This is a genomic window from Streptococcus mitis (assembly GCF_005844455.1).
GTDB lineage: Bacteria > Bacillota > Bacilli > Lactobacillales > Streptococcaceae > Streptococcus > Streptococcus mitis_BF.
Genome location: NZ_SPGF01000042.1, coordinates 1 through 18,480 on the forward strand (window position 1 = coordinate 1; position 18,480 = coordinate 18,480).

The following is an 18,480-nucleotide window of genomic DNA, read 5'->3' on the forward strand; positions in this document are numbered from 1 at the left end:
TCGTTTATGAAAGCGCAGATTTTTCTTATCTTTGAGAGCTTTTGTGAGAATGTTTTTGTCATTGGTAGTAAATGTTGCTTGTGTCATATATCTATTATACGTCAATTTTTGATTTTTGTTAAGTATAAGAAGTTCTCGAATTTCAGCTGTGTGTCCGGCACGAGATTTATCAGCCAGAATGGCTCGAACCTCCTCAAGGGTCAGTGCAGGTTTTGCAGGAGTAGCAGGGTCTTCTGCTTTTTCAGCGGTTCCGGATGCTCCTTCAAACTGCTGTGCGAGCCAGTTTGCTGCATCATTAATAGCAATGGCAGCATTTCTCAGCTCTTCGATGGTCATAGCCATATCGTTCATTTTTGACATTTACTTTTCCTCCTTCCTCGGATTGTCTGTGTGCGGCGCTGATTCTGAGATTCTTCGCCATTCTTGCAGATACCTGACTGATTGCAGTGAGAGTAGCAATCACTTCTGCGTCCGTGCCGCTTCTGTTGTGAAAAGTTCGATTCACGATGTTCACCTCGCTTTCTGTAGGTCGCTTTGTTTCGCCTTACACTACTCAATGGAGGTGAGATGGCCGTTTGGCCGAAAAATATAAGAAACTTTTTTGAAAAGAAAAATCGTCCCCTGAAGAATCAGAGGACGACCATTCATATTAGATGTAGTCCTTAAGCTCGGAGCGGAGCTTCTGGAACAGCTTGTCCCTACGATATACAAAGGTATTGCGAGAGAGGCCTATTTCCTTGCCGCAGTCACGCTCCGATTTTCCCTGCATAATAAGCTGGCAGATAAGACGGCCTTCCGGATCCAGCTCGTTCAGCTTTGCGTAGAGGGCGTGAAGAAGCTCTGCGTCCTCCAACACTTCAGTGATAGCTGCAGATTCATCCGGAACATCGTCGAGCCAGCTCTTTTCGTTTCCGTCACCGTCACTAATGGTGTTGTCGAGAGAAAGCTGATCGCCAGCCTTAGCATAAGGACAAGTTAAACAATCCATGTCACATAAGTAGCGCTTGCTTGCAGGGCAGACACAGCGGCCGTGTTCCTGCTGACGCTTGCGATAGGCGTTGATATCACGATAGTAATTCGTGTAGAATTCCTTGTTTACATCCACCCAGCTTTTGGATTCTTTAATGTAGATACGATACTGTTTACTCTGATTTACTTTGTTTGCCATAACATTTACCTCCGTTGGCTTCATGTTTGAAGCGGAGATAACCGTTATGGCTGCCAGTGTTTTTCATAAGATGGTCACCTCGTGCGGATAGCTCCGCTTCTTTCCGGTGACCAGCCGTTCGTAAGCTGGCACTCTATTGATAATGTTCTCTTGCTCATCAACTACGAACACACCACGTGGCCACGAAGATGGTGAGCTGATGATTAAGAAAGTAGTTTTACGCCTTGCTCAGGGCGGCGATTTGTTTTAATTGTCGTTTGCGATAAGCTCCAAATCAGCGAAAACTTCACTGTAGTAGCAAGGGCTTAAGTCGTGTGTTCCATGAGCGTCGTAACGCTGGAACACAGATTGGGCTACTTCAGAACCATACTCGGCTGCCACAGCATCAGCGGCATTCTCAATGTTGGTGAGCCACATCATTCGTTCTGAATAATTCATTTGAATCATCTCTTTCTATATAATTTGTGAATTGAATAAGTTGTTTAAAGTGGATTTATAAGTATTTACATCTCTTATTAGCTAGTAAGATTGATTTTTACAAATCTTCGTGATATAATATTCAATGGATTTTTGTAATTAAGCCACTAGGCGCCCTCCTTATCCAAAGCACATTATTAAAGTACACTTTTGATCAGGTACTGCTCTATGGGCTAAAATGTGGTGATTAGGTACAGTAGGTACAAGACTAGGTACAGGCGGGTGATTGGTATGAAAAGTCAGGAGTATTTGAGAGATTTATATAAATTTTTAAGGAAGCAAGAGAATCAAGGTGTATTCGTAATTAATTTCTTTAATGCTGCTGGCTGTACTTACTTTGAGCTTCCGAAATTAAAGAGCCAGCGAACGACTCAATATTTGGAAAATGAACGTCATTACACGAAGGACCGTTCTGTACTACAGATTAAAGACAAGTTCCCGGATGTAATTGACATTGATAATCTAGAAGCTTATATCGAGCAGGAATTGAATGATACCAAGGTTAGAGATTGTATGAGTCATTTTGCAATTGCTGTGTCTTTACCGGAAAACAAATCATATCTTGCACGTGTGCTTGCCAATCAGTTTCAAATATTTATCGATGCTATTGAAGAGGATATCAAAAATGAAATTCCAGACGAGTATGTTAAACTTGTAAACGGACAGAAGGATAGTCTGGATGTTCGTAGGGGCGCATTATATACAGGTGATGATTTCTGGGTAGAAAAACAATCGGAGCATCAAGTGAGCTGTTATAAAAGATTCATGCATACATGGACGATTCATAATGCAGGAAGTGTTTATTGGCAAGGCAGGAAGCTTGTACTTAAAAATGAAAATAAAAATAATCCAAGACCAGACGAAGAAGAAATATTGATTCCGGATGTAGCTCCAAATGAATATAAAAAAATAGCTACGAACTTTGAAGCTCGTAGCATAGAAGGACGATTTGTTTGTGAGTGGGAAATGCAAGATTCAAATGGGCAAGCGTGTTTTAGCATGAATGCTGCTTTTGATGTGACTGTTGATGTGTCATTTGATATAGATACGGAGGACTAATAGTGAACGAGAATAATAACATTGAAAAGTGGGTTACCTTAAAGGAAATTCAGGCACATTTAGGTGTTGGTAGAGAAACCATTTTACAGTGGATTGCAAAGCGTAATATGCCAGCATATAAAATGGGCAGACTTTGGAAATTTAAAATATCAGAAGTAGACGAATGGGTTCATTCTGGAGAAGCCGCAGAAAAAGCTGATTCATATGACAATAAGGAGGATTAACACGATGGCAAGAGCGACTAAAGCGAAAAAAGAAGTTGAAGTATCACTGGAGACGGTGTTGTGGAATTGTCGAGTTGCCCTTCGCGGAGTAGGCACAACTGAAAAAAATCGTGATGCTGTTATAGGATTGGTATTTTTGAAGTTTGCTGGAGATAAATTTGAAAAACGTCGTAAGGAACTTAAGAAACAGTATGGTGATATTCCTGCTTTTCTTGAAAAGCCTTCATTTTATAATGCAGCTAATGTGTTCTATTTAAAGGAAACAGCTCGTTGGTCATACATTGTAAAGAATGCATCTGCAAATGATATTGCAGTTATCATCGACCAAGCTATGGCAGACATAGAGGAAAGTAATCCTCTCCTTAAGGGAGCATTGACACTGAATTTATTTGCAACTTTTGGTGCCGATAAAGCAAAAATTAAGGACCTCATTGATAATGTAAACCAGATTGACGAGAAACGTTTCCAAGAAGAAGACCTTATTGGCCGTGTTTATGAATATTTCTTACAGATATACGCGGCATCAGGTACTAAGGAAGACGGAGAATTTTATACTCCTGCATGCGTTGTAAAACTAATTGCGGAGATGATAGAACCATACAGTGGTACGGTTTATGATCCATGTTGTGGCTCCGGAGGAATGTTTGTACAGAGTATGAAATTCGTTGACCGCCACAATGGTAATAGACATAAGATTTCCATCATCGGACAGGAAAGCCAAGCAGAAACTTGGCGTCTTTGTAAGATGAATCTAGCTATTCGAGGTATTGCGCATAACCTTGGTGAGAAGAATGCATCTACTTTTACAGAAGATCTTCATAAAGATAAGAAAGTAGATTTTATTATGGCAAATCCTCCTTTCAATCTTAGAAATTGGAGAAAGGAAGATGAACTGGTAGATGACCCAAGATTTATCAAAGCTGGTTTTAGCGTTATGCCACCAGTATCAAATGCAAATTATGCATGGATACTTCATATGCTCAATAAGTTAGATGTTAACCATGGCATTGCAGGATTTCTTTTGGCGAATGGTGCATTGGAAGCAGATGGAGTTGAATATACACTCAGGAAAGAGTTAATTGAAAAAGATAAAGTCGAAGCAATAATTGTGCTTCCACGGGATATGTTCTATACAGTGGATTTATCATGCACTCTTTGGATAATGAATATGAACAAGAAAGCTGGAGTAGTAAATGGACGTCGGCTTCGCGATAGAACAAATGAAATCCTATTCATGGACTTAAGAACTTGGAACGGCAATATTGAAGAGATTGTAATTGATAAGAATAAAAAGAAGAAAAAAACAGTACTAACAGATGAACAGATTAGTCAAATTAAGTCGGTATATAACAGCTGGCAAAGTGCTGAAAGCGATGAGTATAAAGATATACCTGAGCTTTGCAAATCTGTAAAATTAGAAGGAGAAAATGGTGTTCGTGAAAATGATTATTCATTAGCTTCAAGTAAGTACATTGAGTTTGTAGACCACGATTTAGAAATCGACTATAAAAAAGAAATGGCTCGTATTCAAAAAGAAATGGTGGAAGTTATGAGAATTGAAAAGCAGTCCCAGCAAATGCTGGAAGATGCATTTAGGGGTATTGGATATGGGATTGATTAAATGCAGGATAGGAGATTGCGTTGAGCTATACAATGAGGTATCTGGGATTCCAAACCTTACAGTATATGATGTATCTGGCGTTAATAGAGAAAAAGAATTTTTTGAACCATCAAAACAGGTGGGAAATGACACCAGTAAATATAAAGTTGTTCCGCCAAATTATTTTGCTTGTAATTTGATGCATGTTGGAAGAGATAAGGTTCTTCCTATTGCGATGAATCATACCAAGTTTAACAAATATGTATCTCCTGCATACACTGTGTTTTGTATAAAAGAGAATACTCCATTGTTAAAAGATTATTTTTTTATGATGTTGAAATCAGAAGAAAGGGACAGATATTTTTGGTTCCATACAGACTCTTCAGTTCGAGATGGTATGGCATGGGAAGATTTCTGTAATCTAGAGTTTGTTTTACCGGAGATTGAATTACAACAAAAGTACGCAGACATATATGTTGCAATGTGTCTAAATCAACAGAGCTACGAAGCCGGACTCGAAGATTTAAAAATAGTTTGTCATGGATATATTGATGAGTTGCGCAAGACATTAGTTCATCAAAAATTAGGGAAGTACATTTCTTTGTGTAACAGGAAAAATGAGAGTCTTGAGTTTGGTGTAGACAGTGTTCGAGGCATTTCTATTGAAAAGAAGTTCATTCATACCAAAGCAGATATGGGGGGAGTGTCCCTGAAACCGTACACGATTATTGCGCCGGACGAATTTGCATATGTGACAGTAACTTCTCGTAACGGAGAGAAAATATCATTGGCTCATAATAATTCTAGTGATACTTTTATTTGTTCATCATCATATGTGGTATTTCGTGTAAAAGATAAGAACATACTTTTGCCAAGTTATCTTGCAATGTTATTTGGTAGAGGAGAATTCGACCGATATGCACGATTTCATTCTTGGGGAAGTACAAGAGAAACCTTTGATTGGAATGAAATGTGTAACGTAGAAATACCTATTCCAGAAGCATCGATACAAGGTGATATTGTGAATATTTACAAGGTGTATATTGAACGTAGAGAAATTAATGAAAAATTAAAAGCTCAAATACAGAGTATATGCCCAATACTTATTAAAGGTTCAATCGAAGAGGCACGTGAATAAAAGGAGGTGTCCTATGTTATTTACAGAAAGAAATGGCATACGTGCGCCAATTGAAAAAACTTACTTGATTAGCGTGGAAATGTATAGTTTGTTGTTTGAGTGCTGCAATAAATACAAGAAAAACTTAACAAATTTGTTTCCGTTGTATTGTCATCATAATTTTACTGATAGTGATTACCTTACATTTGATGAAAAGGGATTCATAAATAGAATCAAGGTTAGAATTCCGGCTCTATTTAAAAATGAGTATGGTACGATATGTACTCCGACAGCTGAGGATGACTATGACCAATATGCGCTTATAGACTATATTGAGTTTTTTGCACAAAACATTATGGATATTTCAGAAAATTGGAATAATGATCGATACAGAAATTATCAATACATTGATTGCTTGAAAACTAAAGAAGTATTTATAGAGTTCAAATCAGAAATTAATGAACTATTTATCGAGTCGGGATTATTGTATACATTAACAGATGAAGCAATTGTAGAGAGAATTGTTGAAGATAGCCCTTTAACCAAACAAATAGAAAATAGTTTCTCAACTGTAAAAGAGAAAGGAATAAGAGATCTGCTTAAAGATGCTATTGCATTATACAAGACTCCAAATCCTTGTGCTCGTCAGGATTCTGTTGAAAAGATATGGGATGCATTGGAACGATTAAAAACATATTACATCTCATTGGATAAAAAGAAGTCTGCTACGAAAATAGTAGAGGATATGTCTGGAGGAAGCGAAGATTTCAAAGAGCTCTTTAATGCAGAATTTAAAGCTCTCACGGATATCGGAAATCATTATCGTATACGCCATCACGAAACAGATAAGATTGATATTATTGATGAGAAATACTATGACTATCTGTTTAACCGCTGTCTGTCGCTTATTGCATTGTCGGTGCAATATTTACAGTAGGAGGTGAGCTTATGAATTATTTTTTTGAAAAAGGAAAGTTCACGGAAGATCAGTTGGAGCAAGCTATTATCGAGCTGTTTCAACTTCAAGGCTATACGTATGTTCAGGGAGAAAATATTCATCGTCAGTATGAAGATATCCTATTAGAGGATGATTTGCACAGTTATTTGCTTAGTCAATACAGTGATTTGAGTGATGTTGAATTGAAAAAGATTATTCAAAAGATAGCGCTCATTCAATCATCACCTTTATATGTTGGAAATCGTGAGACTTTCTGGTTGGTGAATGAGGGATTTGATTTGCAGCGTGATGACATCTCAAAAGTTGCACTGCATGTTGATTATATTGATTATGAGCATCCGGAAAATAATATTTTTAAGGTTGTGAATCAGTATTCTGTTCAGGGTACAAGACTGCGTAGACCTGACTTGCTAATTTTCATCAATGGCATACCTGTGACAATTTGCGAGTTTAAGTCCGCAATCAATGAAGATACAACAATTCACGATGCGTGGGAACAGATAACAAAAAGATATACAAGAGATATTCCGAAGCTGATGAAGTACTGTTTCTTGTCAGTGATAAGTGATGGCGCTAACACTCGTTTGGGAAGTATCTTCACACCATATGAATATTATTATTCTTGGAATAAGGCGAACGACACGGATACTGTTGCAAATGGAATTAGTTCTCTTAAAACGATGATTGAGGGCGCATTTGCACCGGAACGCATTCTGAGAGTTCTACGTGATTTTATCTTTTATCCAGATGATAGCAAGAAGAGCGAGGCCATTGTATGCCGGTATCCTCAATTTTTTGCCGCAAATAGAATGCTGGCGAATATTAAAGAGCATATGCGTCCAGCAGGCGACGGTAAGGGCGGTACATATTTTGGCGCTACGGGCTGTGGTAAGACCTATACAATGTTGTTCTTGTCTCGTCTAATTGCACAAAGAGATAATGAAATCTTTAATAATCCAACGATTATTATTTTAGCTGACCGTGAAGATTTGGATACTCAGACTTCAGAGCTTTTTGTCACTGCAACAAAGTATTTACATGAGAGTGATGTTCGAAGCATTGAAAGCCGAAAGGACATGGAACAGACGCTCAAAGATAGACCAAGCGGCGGTGTTTACATTACAACAATACAAAAGTTTTGCGAAAGCACCGGACTGCTTTCTGAGAGAAGTAATATTATCTGTATTTCAGATGAGGCGCATAGAACGCAAACAAGTACTGGTAGTAAATTGAAGAAAACTGATAAAGGTGTTTTTACAATATACGGTTTTGGACATTACCTTTGTGTGAGCTTCCCCAATGCGACATATTGTGGTTTTACAGGAACTCCTATCGATGAAACTATCGCTGTATTTGGCGATGTAGTCGATAGTTATACAATGAAAGAATCCAGCGATGACGGAATTACTGTCCGTATTGCGTATGAGCCTCGTCTTGCACGAGTGGTTCTTTCTGATGAACAGGCTAAGGAAATCCAGAAATATTATGAAAAGTGTGCACAGGAAGGATCAACATCTGAGCAAATTGAAGAAAGTCAGCGTGCGATGAGTAAAATGACTGCCATCTTGGGTCATCCCGATAGGGTGAAAAAACTGGCAGCAGATATTGTTCAACATTATGAGTCGTTATGCACGGAAAAGCCAGAAATTGTTCAGAAAGCAATGATTGTCTGTGCGGATAGAATGCTGGCATTTAGAGTCCTCAAAGAGATAGTTTCTATTCGTCCGGAGTGGGGAGAAGCAAAGAAGGCAGAAGATGAATGCCAGCTTTCAAAAGAAGAGTTGGACAAGCTGATGGCACTTCCTAAAGTAAACTTGGTAGCTACGCAGGGACAAAATGACGATAAAGACTTATTCGAAGCCTGCGGCACGAAGGAATATCGAAAGAAACTTGATAAACAGTTCAAAAACAATAATTCAAATTTCAAAATTGCGATTGTTGTTGATATGTGGATTACAGGATTTGATGTGCCATCTTTGGCTGTAATGTACATAGATAAACCGTTACAGAAGCATACATTGATTCAGACAATTTCACGTGTAAACAGAGTATTTGATGGCAAAGATAAAGGTCTCGTAGTTGACTATATTGGCATCAAAACGGATATGCTTGAAGCTATCAAAAAATACGGTGGTCCACAAGAGAGCCCTATTGATGAACTGAATATTTCACTTGGTATATTCAGAAATCATCTAGCGCTGATAAGCGAACTGCTTGTTGGTTTTGATGCTACCAAGTTTTACACAGGGACTCCATTGGAACGTTTGAACTGCCTTAATGCAGCAGCAGAATACGTTCAAATAAAAAAAGAAATGCAAACCAGATTTATGGGACTTTCGAGACGCTTAAAGAGTGCGTATGTAATCTGCTTCCCCTCTGGCGAACTGACTGAAGAAGAGACAGCGACTGCACAATTTTATTTAGCTATTCGTTCAATTATTTATAAGCAGACACAAGGCAATGCTCCGGATGCAGAAATCATGAATCGTGTCGTAGAAGATATGGTTAAGGAAGCCATTACCTGCACAGGAATCGAAAACATTATAGATGACCCTAAATCGGTTGATTTATTTAGTGATGATTTCCTAGCGGAACTTGATACTGTAAAGATGCCGATTACAAAATTTAATGCATTGTTAAAGCTGCTTCGAAAAGCTATTTCTGTATATGGAAGAACGAATAAGGTCAAGGCAGTTGAGTTTGATGAGCGTTTAAGAAAAGTTGTAGATACATATAACAGCAGAGATAAGCTAGTCTTTACCAGCGAGGTAGTTGCTGATTTCGTAAATGACTTGTCTGATGAGCTTATAAAAATCTTTCAGGATTTACAGCAGGATAAAACATCCTTTGAAGCTCTTGGGATCAGTTACGAAGAAAAAGCATTCTATGACATTTTAGTCAAGGTAAGAGATGACCACGGATTCCCTTACGAAGAAGGAAAATGTTTATTACTTGCTAAAAAGATAAAAGAGCTTGTAGATGATAAAGCGCAGTTTGCTGATTGGTCTACGAGGGATGATATTAAGAATCAGCTAAACATGGATTTGACAGTACTTCTTTATAAAAATGGATATCCTCCTGAATGGGATGAGGAAGTATTTGAAAAGGTTATGGAGCAAGCAGAAAACTTCAAGAAATATGCAGATATTTCTTCTGATGCGCCAGAGCCTGTAGCAAAAATTTATAAATACGAGAGTGTTTCAAATGATGCGTTGAAGGTTGCAGAGGAGAGAACACCATATGGTGTAAAGGAAAATTGAGGTGATTTAATTTGAGCAGTATGGATATTAACACAACAATTAAGGCAGGAACCATTGATTCTGTTTTTAAGGAGGTTACGCATTCAGAGAGCCTCGGCTTGCGCAATACTGCTCAACTGCGCCTTTTTCATTTGAAACTTGATGGTGATACATTTACAAATGATGGCTTGTATAAATGCCTGAGGCGTAATATTGGTTATTACGTTTATTCCAGAAGTCGGATAGCAAAATTCAAAAAGGAAGACGACGAAGCCAGCATTAATCTTGAGGCAATGCAACTGGTTAAGGAGCAGTGTCAGAAAACACCTGAACACTTTGGTAATATGCTGGGCGAGATACTTCTCTATGCGTTTTTTGAAGAAAAGCTTGAGGCACCTAAGATATTCAGCAAGATTGAACTTGATACCTTAACTACTGACACTATTTATGATGGCGTTCATCTGCTCAAAGTTGAAGACGAATCTTTCCAGATGGTTTTTGGAACATCTAATGTTGAAAATCAAATCGATGCGGCGATTGATAATGCTTTTTTAAAGATACAAGCAGGCCTCAATCAACCGAAGAAAGGAATTCCATTAGTTAGCGAACTGATATTTGGACAAAATGCCGATTCTGTGCTTGCAGATAAATTGGAAAAGATTATAACACCATCTCCGGATGCACCAGATGTTGATTCGGCATATGGAATATTTCTTTGTTATTCTTTGGGCCTTTCAAAAGAAAATCGTACAGTTCAGGAATATAAGAATTTAGTGGAACAAAAGATGGTAAGCGACATAAAATATAGCTTGCCTAAAATTAAAAAATATATTACTGATTGCGGATTGTCGTCACGTTCATTTTATATCTATGCAGTACCACTGGATGACGCAATAGAAGATAAGACGACAATCATGAAAAAAGTGACTGGAGGTGTCTAATGAAAAATAGAGAAATCACCTTCGGAGAAGTTTTCTTTGAGAAGATAGATGAAAACGAATACCTTAAGAAGTTGTATGAGGATATTCTCTATAACTATGCATTAAAAGTATTCGGCTATACGAGAAGATTAAAAAGAAATCTTGCAATAGATGATGCACTTCGCTTTGCAGATATTCTTTCAAAATCTAACCACAGCACGAAAGCTGATAAACACAAGGTATGGGCTCAAGAAATTGTAACCATGCTTAATTACATTTATCCGGAAAATCCTGATGTTTTATATGTGGCTGGTTCCGTATTGACCAGTGTTGGAAATTATCAGGGACGAAATATTATCAAATCGGACTTTAATGGTTCCGATGCTATGGAAAAGATTTATCTTGAATTAAAGAAAGATTACTATACAATTCCGTCAGCACCGGACAAGCAATTTATGGTTGCGCAGAAGTCTGCTTATGACCATTTCGCAAATTCCTATTATAGCTATTCAGCACCAACATCCATGGGAAAATCTTTCATAATGAGAATGTTCATTAAAGAAAAAATCCTAAGTGATGTTCGACACAATTTTGCTATTGTTGTACCTACCAAGGCGCTGATAAATGAAATTAGAATAAAAATCACTAAAGAAGACCTAGGAGAGCTTTTGCATCAAAAGAACTACCATGTTGTTACGGCAGCTGGTGATGCAGTTTTATCAAATTGGAAAGATAAAGAGCAAAACTATATCTTTGTAATGACACCTGAGAGAATGCTTTATCTAATGATAAATGAGCCAGATATTCAAATAGATTATCTGTTTGTAGATGAAGCTCACAAAATCGCAGGTGCTGATAAAAGAAGTCCTTTCTATTATCAAGTGGTAAATATGCTGTCCGAAAGACAACATAGACCACATATTATATTTGCGTCGCCTAACGTGCCTAATCCTGAGGTTTTTTTGGACACTATTCCAGACGTGCAGGCTGCAAATGAACATAAGTTGCAGACCTCATATTCTCCGGTTTCGCAGCCGAAGTTTATTGTAAATCTGATTAATAGAGAAGTAAGCATCTATAACGAGCATAATGACAGCAACATTCCTATTACATCTATTGCACTGGATGATGCTGATTTAATAGATGTTCTGCTTCGTTTTGAAAAAGATGAAAACAAAAAAGAGAAGCCATTCATCGTTTATTTCCCCTCTACGAGAAAAACAGTAGTTGCGGCACGAGACTTTGGAGCAAATCGTATTCCTAAAACAAATTGCCAAGAATTAATGGAACTTGCCAAAGATATCAAAAATGAAGTTCACGGAGATTATTATTTGGCGGATTTGGTTTCTAAAGGTGTGGCTTACCATATTGGTTACTTACCGGCTTCAATTCGTCAGCGTATAGAGGATTTGTTTAAGGCTGGCAAAATAACTGCTTTATTCTGTACAAGTACGTTAGTTGAGGGAGTAAATCTTCCTGCCGATAATCTTTTTATTACTGATTATAGAAATGGGCAAAAAGACATGCGTCCGATTGATTTCCGCAATCTTGTAGGTCGAGTAGGACGATTAGAATTTAACCTTTATGGAAATGTATTTTTAGTGGCGACATCTGAGAAAGCATCAGATAAGTTTGAGACGCTGCTTTCTAAGTCAGTTGATAAACAAACACTATCTATTGAAAAGGGATTAACAAAACCTCAAAAGCAGAATGTAATTAATATTCTATTAAAAGGCGATGTTGAATTTCCTAAGCATCCGCAGAAGCAGACGGAAGATTCATATGACCTGATGAGAAAATTTGCGATTATTCTCTTAAACGATATTATGGCAAATAGAGATAGTCGCGTGCGTCGAGAGTTTCAAAAGGTTATGAAACCGGGCAATGAAGAGCTGATTAAAGCAAACTTTTCTAATCGACAGCAACATATGAAAGACAGTGATATCACTGTATCAGTTGACCAGAGCGAGTCATTATATGAGGCAATTGCTAATAATGGTTTGGAGTTTCCGGCAATTGATAATAACGGTCGATATGATGTGGATGAACTGTGGGCCTTCTTGTTAAGAATTGCGAAGATTTTTAAATGGAAGTCTTATGAATCATATACATTAGGCGCTCCGGGGAACGATCCTAATAAATACAGTTCTTTATCTTATTATAGAGTAATACTTGGACAATGGGTTTCAGGACATGGTCTGCAACAGATTATTTCTGAAGCTATAAGATACAAGAAGAATAATCCACACGAGGCAATGTTTATTGATGGAAAAAAGGTGGATTATAAAGAAGGCTCAGAGCATAACAATATCATTATTTCCGAAGTGCTATCGGTGATTGATAAGATTATCCTATTTAAGCTTTCAAATTACTTCTTAAAAATATCCAATGCGTATAAGGATATTAAGGGAAAGCCAGCACAGAATGATTGGTATGAATTTGTTGAATATGGGTCAACAAATAAACGCTCTATTGAAATTCAAAAGTATGGCTTTTCAAGAGAATCTGCTTTGTATATTTTGCAGCATGAAGCAGAGTATATTTATAAATCAGGAACAGAGCTTAAGCTTAGAAAATCTCTGATTGATTGTCCTAACAAGGGCGTAAAGGCAGATGCAGAGTTGGCTTGGTATAATACACCAGAGCTGTTTCTGGAGGAGGATGCCTAATGAAGAAAATTGAAGGTTCACCTAAGAATCTAAAACAATTATTACAGAATACAAAATATTCGATTCACTATTATCAGCGTGAATATATGTGGCAGCGTAAGCACATAGAAGAATTGATTGATGACCTTACATCAGAATTCTTGGAATATTATAAAACAGATGACCCAAGACAAGCCGTAGCTGATTATGGTGCATATTTTATGGGTTCCATTGTTCTGGCAGGAAGAGAAAATGCGATTATTGATGGTCAGCAAAGATTCTCGTCTTTGACGCTATTGCTAATGTATCTTAACAACAGATTGAAGACTATCGGCCAGAGTTATAACATGATTGAGACTATGATATTTTCAGAATCTTTTGGTACTAAGTCTTTCAATATCAACGTTGATGACCGTCAGGATTGTATGAATGCAATTTTCAACGATACTGATTTTGATACTACTGGTGCCGGAGAATCTGTAAAGAATCTTTATGGTCGATATCAGGATATTCAGGATGTTTTTCCTGCAGATATTACAGATGACATGTTATTGCATTTTTGTGATTGGGTTGCGGAGAAAGTATTCTTTATTGAGATTGTAGCAACAACTGAGCAAGATGCTCATAAAGTATTTGTTACAATGAACGATCGTGGTTTAAGCCTTACATCTACAGAAATGTTGAAGGGGTATATTCTTTCTGAAATTAAATCTGATTTATCGCGAGAAAAGATGAATGGTATTTGGAAAGATAAAGTTCTTACATTAAAGAAGGATGACGACAAGGGCGATGAGACATTTATTAAGGCTTGGCTTAGAGCACACTATGCGAAAACAATCCGTGAGACAAAAGCTGGTGCTGTAAATAAAGATTTTGATATCATCGGTGGTTCATTCCACAAGTGGGTACGAGATGAACGTGATAAGCTGAGTCTCAATGGCTCTGATGATTTTGAGTTGTTCATAAAGAAATTTGCTAAATTTGCAGAGGTTTATGAGCGTATCCGTCAGGCAGAAACAACATTCGCTGAAGAAACAAAATATGTATATTACAATGCACAGGTTAACTTTACATTACAGCCACAGCTGTTATTAGCGCCTGTATGCTATGAAGATTCATGGCCGGTTATTATTGAGAAGATTAATCTGGTAGCAAGATTTATTGATGTTTTGATTGTATCCAGAGTTACGAATTACCGCTCTGTCGATTACAGTACAATTAAAAACTTTGTTTTCAATGTTACTAAGGATATCCGCATGACAGACATACCTACATTGAAACAGAAATTAGAACAGCAGTATATTAATCTTGCATTTGACCCTGCAGCAGCATTAAGCGATTTAAGACTGAACAGCTTTACTAAGAAATACATCAAGAATATCCTTGCACGTATCACTGGATATATTGAAGAGCAGACTGGTGTTGCATCAAATTATTGTAATTACATGAATACTCAAACAAAGAATCCGTTTGAGATTGAGCATATTATTACAGACCATTATGAATGGTTTACTGCAGAGTATTCTGACCAAGACGATTTTAGACGTTGGAGAAATAGCATCGGAGCTTTATTACTTCTTCACAAGAGCATCAATGCAAGCTTAAATGATGCAAAATATGATTACAAGCTTAAGAAGTATTGCTCTAATGAAGGCAATATCTATACGGAATCACTTGGTGAATTAGCGTACCAGAATAACCCTAAATTCAAGAAGTTTATTGCTGATAATTCTCTTGGATTTAAAGCTTATGCATCATTTGGTAAGAATGAGATTACTGAGAGAATTGCAGTTCTCGTTGATTTGGTAAAACTTGTTTGGAATGATGATATGTTTATATAACCCAGTGAAAGGAGGTAGATTTCATGGTATTTAATATTTTTATAAAATGCCAAGTCTGCGGATGTATTACTAGAGTACGTTTACAAGTTGGTTGGCAAGAGGAACATCCAATAGAAGTAGCATGCGGTAAATGTGGAACCTCCTTGTCTGGTAGTGTGAAAATAAGACAAGACCGTCCGGGATTAAGTTTCACCTTTGATAATGCTGATGAAGTTCAGGACGAGAACGCGGATTACATTGTCGAATGCTCTGGTGAGTTTCCAACAGCAAAACAAGCAGAAGCAGCCGACTTAGATGGATTGGTAATAACACCGTTTATCCGATATATGGATTGTATGAAGACGGATGACTCTTATGAAGAATTTGTACAAGCTGTATCCAAATTAAATGCAACTGCTAAAAAGTGGAAGAGCTATAAAAGAATTCTTACCTTAGCGAAAAATAATAGCGAGTACCTAACCCAAGAAATTCAAAAGGAGTTTTCCGGTCAGTTCTTTCAATGTCGAGATGAATCGGAAACATTGAGAGCTGTTCATATGATAGAGGTTCATGGCCTTTATTCGGCATTACGAAAAGATATCCTTGATGACCTTTCTTTTAGTGCTGAAATATTAAAAATGGATTCAGTTCAAACCAAGAGCTTAGTTGAATTCCTTAATTCTCATGATGGATTCCATCTTGAAGAATTACAGGAGCTTATATACAAAGTCTATGATGAGTTTATGACAGTATATCAGAGACTTATACCTGCACTGGCCATACAATACTGCAAAGATAATTCTTTTGATTATGAACACGAAGGTTCTACAACAAGTAGTTTTGATAGCGTAAAACAGTTCTATTTGGATGCTTATGAAGCGTTGGGAAATTTGTTGATTATACCTGTAGCGCTCAATAATATTAAGTACAGGTCAGATATCAATGCCATGAATCCGATTGAAAAGAATGTAAATTCATTAGAGGATTATATTAAACTTACTAAGGCATCAAGATATCACTTATGCTTGGATTCTGAGGTTTATACAGGCTTTTTGAAAACACTGGTGAATGCAAAATTAAGAAATGCTATCGGGCATAATGACGTTGAGTATAATTCAGTAGACCAGCTTATTACATATATACCCAATCCAAAGGATAGAACAAAAAGGAGAACAGAATATCTTCTTGAATTTGAGAATGAAGCTATGCATATGTTTCAAGCTATATTGGGTATCTCTGAATATTTGTATCGTCTGAGGGAACTTGAACTTATGTATGATGGAAAAATTCCTATTATGGTTCAGGAAAGAGTAAAATGGCCGAAGAAGATAGGCCGCAATGAATTGTGTCCGTGCGGAAGCGGAAAGAAGTATAAGCGTTGTCACGGACGATGAGAGTATGTAGAAATTAGTTTATTATAGAGTAATTTGTTGGGGAAGGAGGCCTCCTATTTGAAACAGAAAAAAGACGAAATCACCATCCGTTCTAGTGCAGCGGAATACTTAACCTATGTTGCCTCTGTGGGCGACCAGCAGGACAGTATTGAAATGCGCTATGAGGATGAGAATATATGGCTGACACAGAAGATGATGGCCACACTGTATGATGTGGATGTTCGTACAATCAATGAGCATATCAAGAAGATTTATTCCGACTCAGAGCTTGAGGAAGATTCAACTATCCGGAATTTCCGGATAGTTCAAACCGAAGGTTCCCGTCAGGTAACTCGTGATACAAAGCATTATAATCTTCAAATGATTATTGCTGTTGGATTTAAGGTGAATAATGAGCGAGCTGTACACTTTCGCAAGTGGGCCAATGGTATCGTGAAGGACTACACCATCAAGGGATGGGTTATGGACGATGAACGTCTGAAAAATGGTGGCTCTGTGCTTACAGTAGAATACTTCGACCGCTTGCTTGAGCAGATTCGTGAGATTCGTTTGTCTGAGCGTAGATTTTATCAGAAGATAACGGATATCTATGCTACAGCTCTGGATTATGATCGAACAGCCAAGACAACCAAGCAGTTCTTTGCAAAGGTTCAAAATAAGATGCATTATGCAGTTCATGGACATACAGCAGCGGAGTTGATTTATGAGCGGGCCGATGCAGATAAGCCTCATATGGGATTAACCACTTGGGCAGCAGCACCGGAAGGTAAAATCGTAAAGAGTGATGTGAGCGTTGCGAAGAATTATCTGAGTGAGCAGGAAATGCGTTCACTGGAGCGTATTGTATCTGCTTATCTGGATTTAGCAGAGGACCGTGCAGAACGTCATATTCCAATGACGATGGAGGATTGGTCAAAGCGACTGGATCTATTTCTGATGGCTGATGACAGAGAGGTTCTTCAGGATGCAGGCAAAATTACTGCAGAGATTGCCAAGGTAAAAGCTGAAACTGAATTTGAAAAATATCGTGTTATTCAAGATAGGCTGTTCATGTCTGACTTTGATAAGTACATGCTGGAACTGGAAGAGAATGCGAAGAAGTAGCAGTGGCGCTATTAAAATTTTCTGCTAAATTTCCAGCTTACCAAGGTCGAGTGTATGGAAGTTGAGCCATCAGCCGGGGCGAAAAATAGCCGTTGACCTGTTCTTTGTAGGAAGAACGGACAAGGTTGAGGCGATGGCGGTTTCACGCAAAATTTGACTTTTATGTTGGAATCACTATAATAGTAGAAACGAATAAAAAAGTTGAACTTTTTCCGTGGACGGGCGAGGTTCAGACTGTGATATGGATAACGAAATGTAGCAATGCTTTTTTGCTACAGAATATGTTGATATGTTTCCGCAAACAAACGGAGATATTTTGCTACAGTCCACATTAGTCTGGATCGGTTCCCGAAAACTGACATCAATCAGGACGTATCGTGCCATGTGGAGACTATAGCGTTGATACAAAAGATGTAATACTCATCAAAAATCTATTATGGACAAATTCGTTTTCTGTGAACAATCTTCCTCAGGCATTCTGTTTCCAAATTTTGAATCACTGTTTCTAACTTCAAAATGACTTCTTCTAAAGATTTGAAGGCCTTGTTTTTGAATCCACGCTTTCGTATCTCTGCCCAAACTTGCTCAATGGGATTCATTTCTGGAGTGTATGGAGGAATAAATGTACACGTGATATTTTCTGGCAACTCCAAAGCCTGAGACTTGTGCCAGGTGGCATTATCCATGACCAAAATCAGATAATCATCCGAATAATAGGCGGATAATTGCTGTAAAAATTCGTTCATCCAAGC

Annotated in this window: 15 protein-coding genes; 11 read left to right on the forward strand and 4 right to left on the reverse strand. The window is 37.7% G+C overall.

Going from position 1 to position 18,480, the window contains the following annotated elements; translation table 11 throughout:
* The 3 genes from FGQ53_RS08290 to FGQ53_RS08300 all read right to left on the reverse strand — a co-directional run.
* Positions 1-360 (reverse strand): hypothetical protein (locus FGQ53_RS08290; protein WP_212744424.1); only part of this gene is annotated, 360 nt, incomplete at its 3' end.
* 289 nt (positions 361-649) lie between these two features.
* Positions 650-1,168, reverse strand: a complete 519-nt coding sequence (locus FGQ53_RS08295; protein ID WP_138337670.1) for a helix-turn-helix transcriptional regulator — start codon at positions 1,166-1,168, stop codon at positions 650-652.
* A 246-nt stretch (positions 1,169-1,414) separates the two neighbouring features.
* Positions 1,415-1,606, reverse strand: a complete 192-nt coding sequence (locus FGQ53_RS08300) for a hypothetical protein (protein ID WP_138337673.1) — start codon at positions 1,604-1,606, stop codon at positions 1,415-1,417.
* A 270-nt stretch (positions 1,607-1,876) separates the two neighbouring features.
* Here FGQ53_RS08300 and FGQ53_RS08305 point away from each other — a divergent pair, with 270 nt between their 5' ends.
* From FGQ53_RS08305 to FGQ53_RS08355, 11 genes are read left to right on the forward strand one after another with little or no spacing between them, the layout of a single operon-like run.
* Complete coding sequence (locus FGQ53_RS08305; RefSeq protein WP_138337676.1) at positions 1,877-2,704, forward strand: NBR1-Ig-like domain-containing protein; 828 nt, start codon at positions 1,877-1,879, stop codon at positions 2,702-2,704.
* 2 nt (positions 2,705-2,706) lie between these two features.
* On the forward strand, positions 2,707-2,928 hold the full coding sequence (locus FGQ53_RS08310) for a helix-turn-helix domain-containing protein (protein WP_138337679.1): 222 nt from the start codon (positions 2,707-2,709) through the stop codon (positions 2,926-2,928).
* A 4-nt stretch (positions 2,929-2,932) separates the two neighbouring features.
* Positions 2,933-4,549, forward strand: coding sequence for a type I restriction-modification system subunit M (locus FGQ53_RS08315; RefSeq protein ID WP_138337682.1), 1,617 nt, complete (start codon positions 2,933-2,935; stop codon positions 4,547-4,549).
* Complete coding sequence (locus tag FGQ53_RS08320; RefSeq protein ID WP_138337685.1) at positions 4,536-5,666, forward strand: restriction endonuclease subunit S; 1,131 nt, start codon at positions 4,536-4,538, stop codon at positions 5,664-5,666. Before FGQ53_RS08315 ends, FGQ53_RS08320 begins: the two co-directional genes overlap by 14 nt.
* Positions 5,667-5,679: 13 nt before the next feature.
* Complete coding sequence (locus FGQ53_RS08325) at positions 5,680-6,582, forward strand: AbiJ-NTD4 domain-containing protein (protein WP_138337688.1); 903 nt, start codon at positions 5,680-5,682, stop codon at positions 6,580-6,582.
* An 11-nt stretch (positions 6,583-6,593) separates the two neighbouring features.
* A complete protein-coding gene (locus FGQ53_RS08330; RefSeq protein ID WP_138337691.1) occupies positions 6,594-9,863 on the forward strand; it encodes an HsdR family type I site-specific deoxyribonuclease in 3,270 nt (1,089 codons plus the stop codon).
* Positions 9,864-9,883: 20 nt separating this feature from the next.
* Positions 9,884-10,783 carry a DUF1837 domain-containing protein gene (locus FGQ53_RS08335; RefSeq protein ID WP_171019114.1) on the forward strand — a complete coding sequence of 300 codons (900 nt, stop codon included), beginning with the start codon at positions 9,884-9,886 and terminating at the stop codon, positions 10,781-10,783.
* Positions 10,783-13,431: a DEAD/DEAH box helicase gene (locus FGQ53_RS08340; protein ID WP_138337696.1), complete on the forward strand. Its 2,649-nt coding sequence runs from the start codon at positions 10,783-10,785 to the stop codon at positions 13,429-13,431. Before FGQ53_RS08335 ends, FGQ53_RS08340 begins: the two co-directional genes overlap by 1 nt.
* Positions 13,431-15,251, forward strand: a complete 1,821-nt coding sequence (locus tag FGQ53_RS08345) for a DUF262 domain-containing protein (RefSeq protein WP_138337700.1) — start codon at positions 13,431-13,433, stop codon at positions 15,249-15,251. The genes FGQ53_RS08340 and FGQ53_RS08345 overlap by 1 nt, the downstream gene beginning before the upstream one ends.
* Before the next feature lie 23 nt (positions 15,252-15,274).
* The gene (locus FGQ53_RS08350) at positions 15,275-16,624 is read left to right on the forward strand and encodes a YecA family protein (RefSeq protein ID WP_138337703.1); all 1,350 of its coding nucleotides are present in this window, start codon (positions 15,275-15,277) and stop codon (positions 16,622-16,624) included.
* Between the two features lie 57 nt (positions 16,625-16,681).
* Entirely contained in the window at positions 16,682-17,728 is a 1,047-nt protein-coding gene (locus tag FGQ53_RS08355; protein WP_138337706.1) for a virulence RhuM family protein, read from the forward strand.
* Between the two features lie 434 nt (positions 17,729-18,162).
* Here the strand turns inward: FGQ53_RS08355 and FGQ53_RS08360 are convergent.
* A partial coding sequence (locus tag FGQ53_RS08360) for a transposase (RefSeq protein WP_171019115.1) occupies positions 18,163-18,480 on the reverse strand: 318 nt, incomplete at its 5' end.

Coding starts and splice junctions, on each gene's coding strand:
- FGQ53_RS08295 (WP_138337670.1), bottom strand. CDS start 1,168: ATGGCAAACAAAGTAAATCAGAGTAAACAGTATCGTATCTACATTAAA.
- FGQ53_RS08300 (WP_138337673.1), bottom strand. CDS start 1,606: ATGAATTATTCAGAACGAATGATGTGGCTCACCAACATTGAGAATGCC.
- FGQ53_RS08305 (WP_138337676.1), top strand. CDS start 1,877: ATGAAAAGTCAGGAGTATTTGAGAGATTTATATAAATTTTTAAGGAAG.
- FGQ53_RS08315 (WP_138337682.1), top strand. CDS start 2,933: ATGGCAAGAGCGACTAAAGCGAAAAAAGAAGTTGAAGTATCACTGGAG.
- FGQ53_RS08320 (WP_138337685.1), top strand. CDS start 4,536: ATGGGATTGATTAAATGCAGGATAGGAGATTGCGTTGAGCTATACAAT.
- FGQ53_RS08325 (WP_138337688.1), top strand. CDS start 5,680: ATGTTATTTACAGAAAGAAATGGCATACGTGCGCCAATTGAAAAAACT.
- FGQ53_RS08330 (WP_138337691.1), top strand. CDS start 6,594: ATGAATTATTTTTTTGAAAAAGGAAAGTTCACGGAAGATCAGTTGGAG.
- FGQ53_RS08335 (WP_171019114.1), top strand. CDS start 9,884: ATGGATATTAACACAACAATTAAGGCAGGAACCATTGATTCTGTTTTT.
- FGQ53_RS08340 (WP_138337696.1), top strand. CDS start 10,783: ATGAAAAATAGAGAAATCACCTTCGGAGAAGTTTTCTTTGAGAAGATA.
- FGQ53_RS08345 (WP_138337700.1), top strand. CDS start 13,431: ATGAAGAAAATTGAAGGTTCACCTAAGAATCTAAAACAATTATTACAG.
- FGQ53_RS08350 (WP_138337703.1), top strand. CDS start 15,275: ATGGTATTTAATATTTTTATAAAATGCCAAGTCTGCGGATGTATTACT.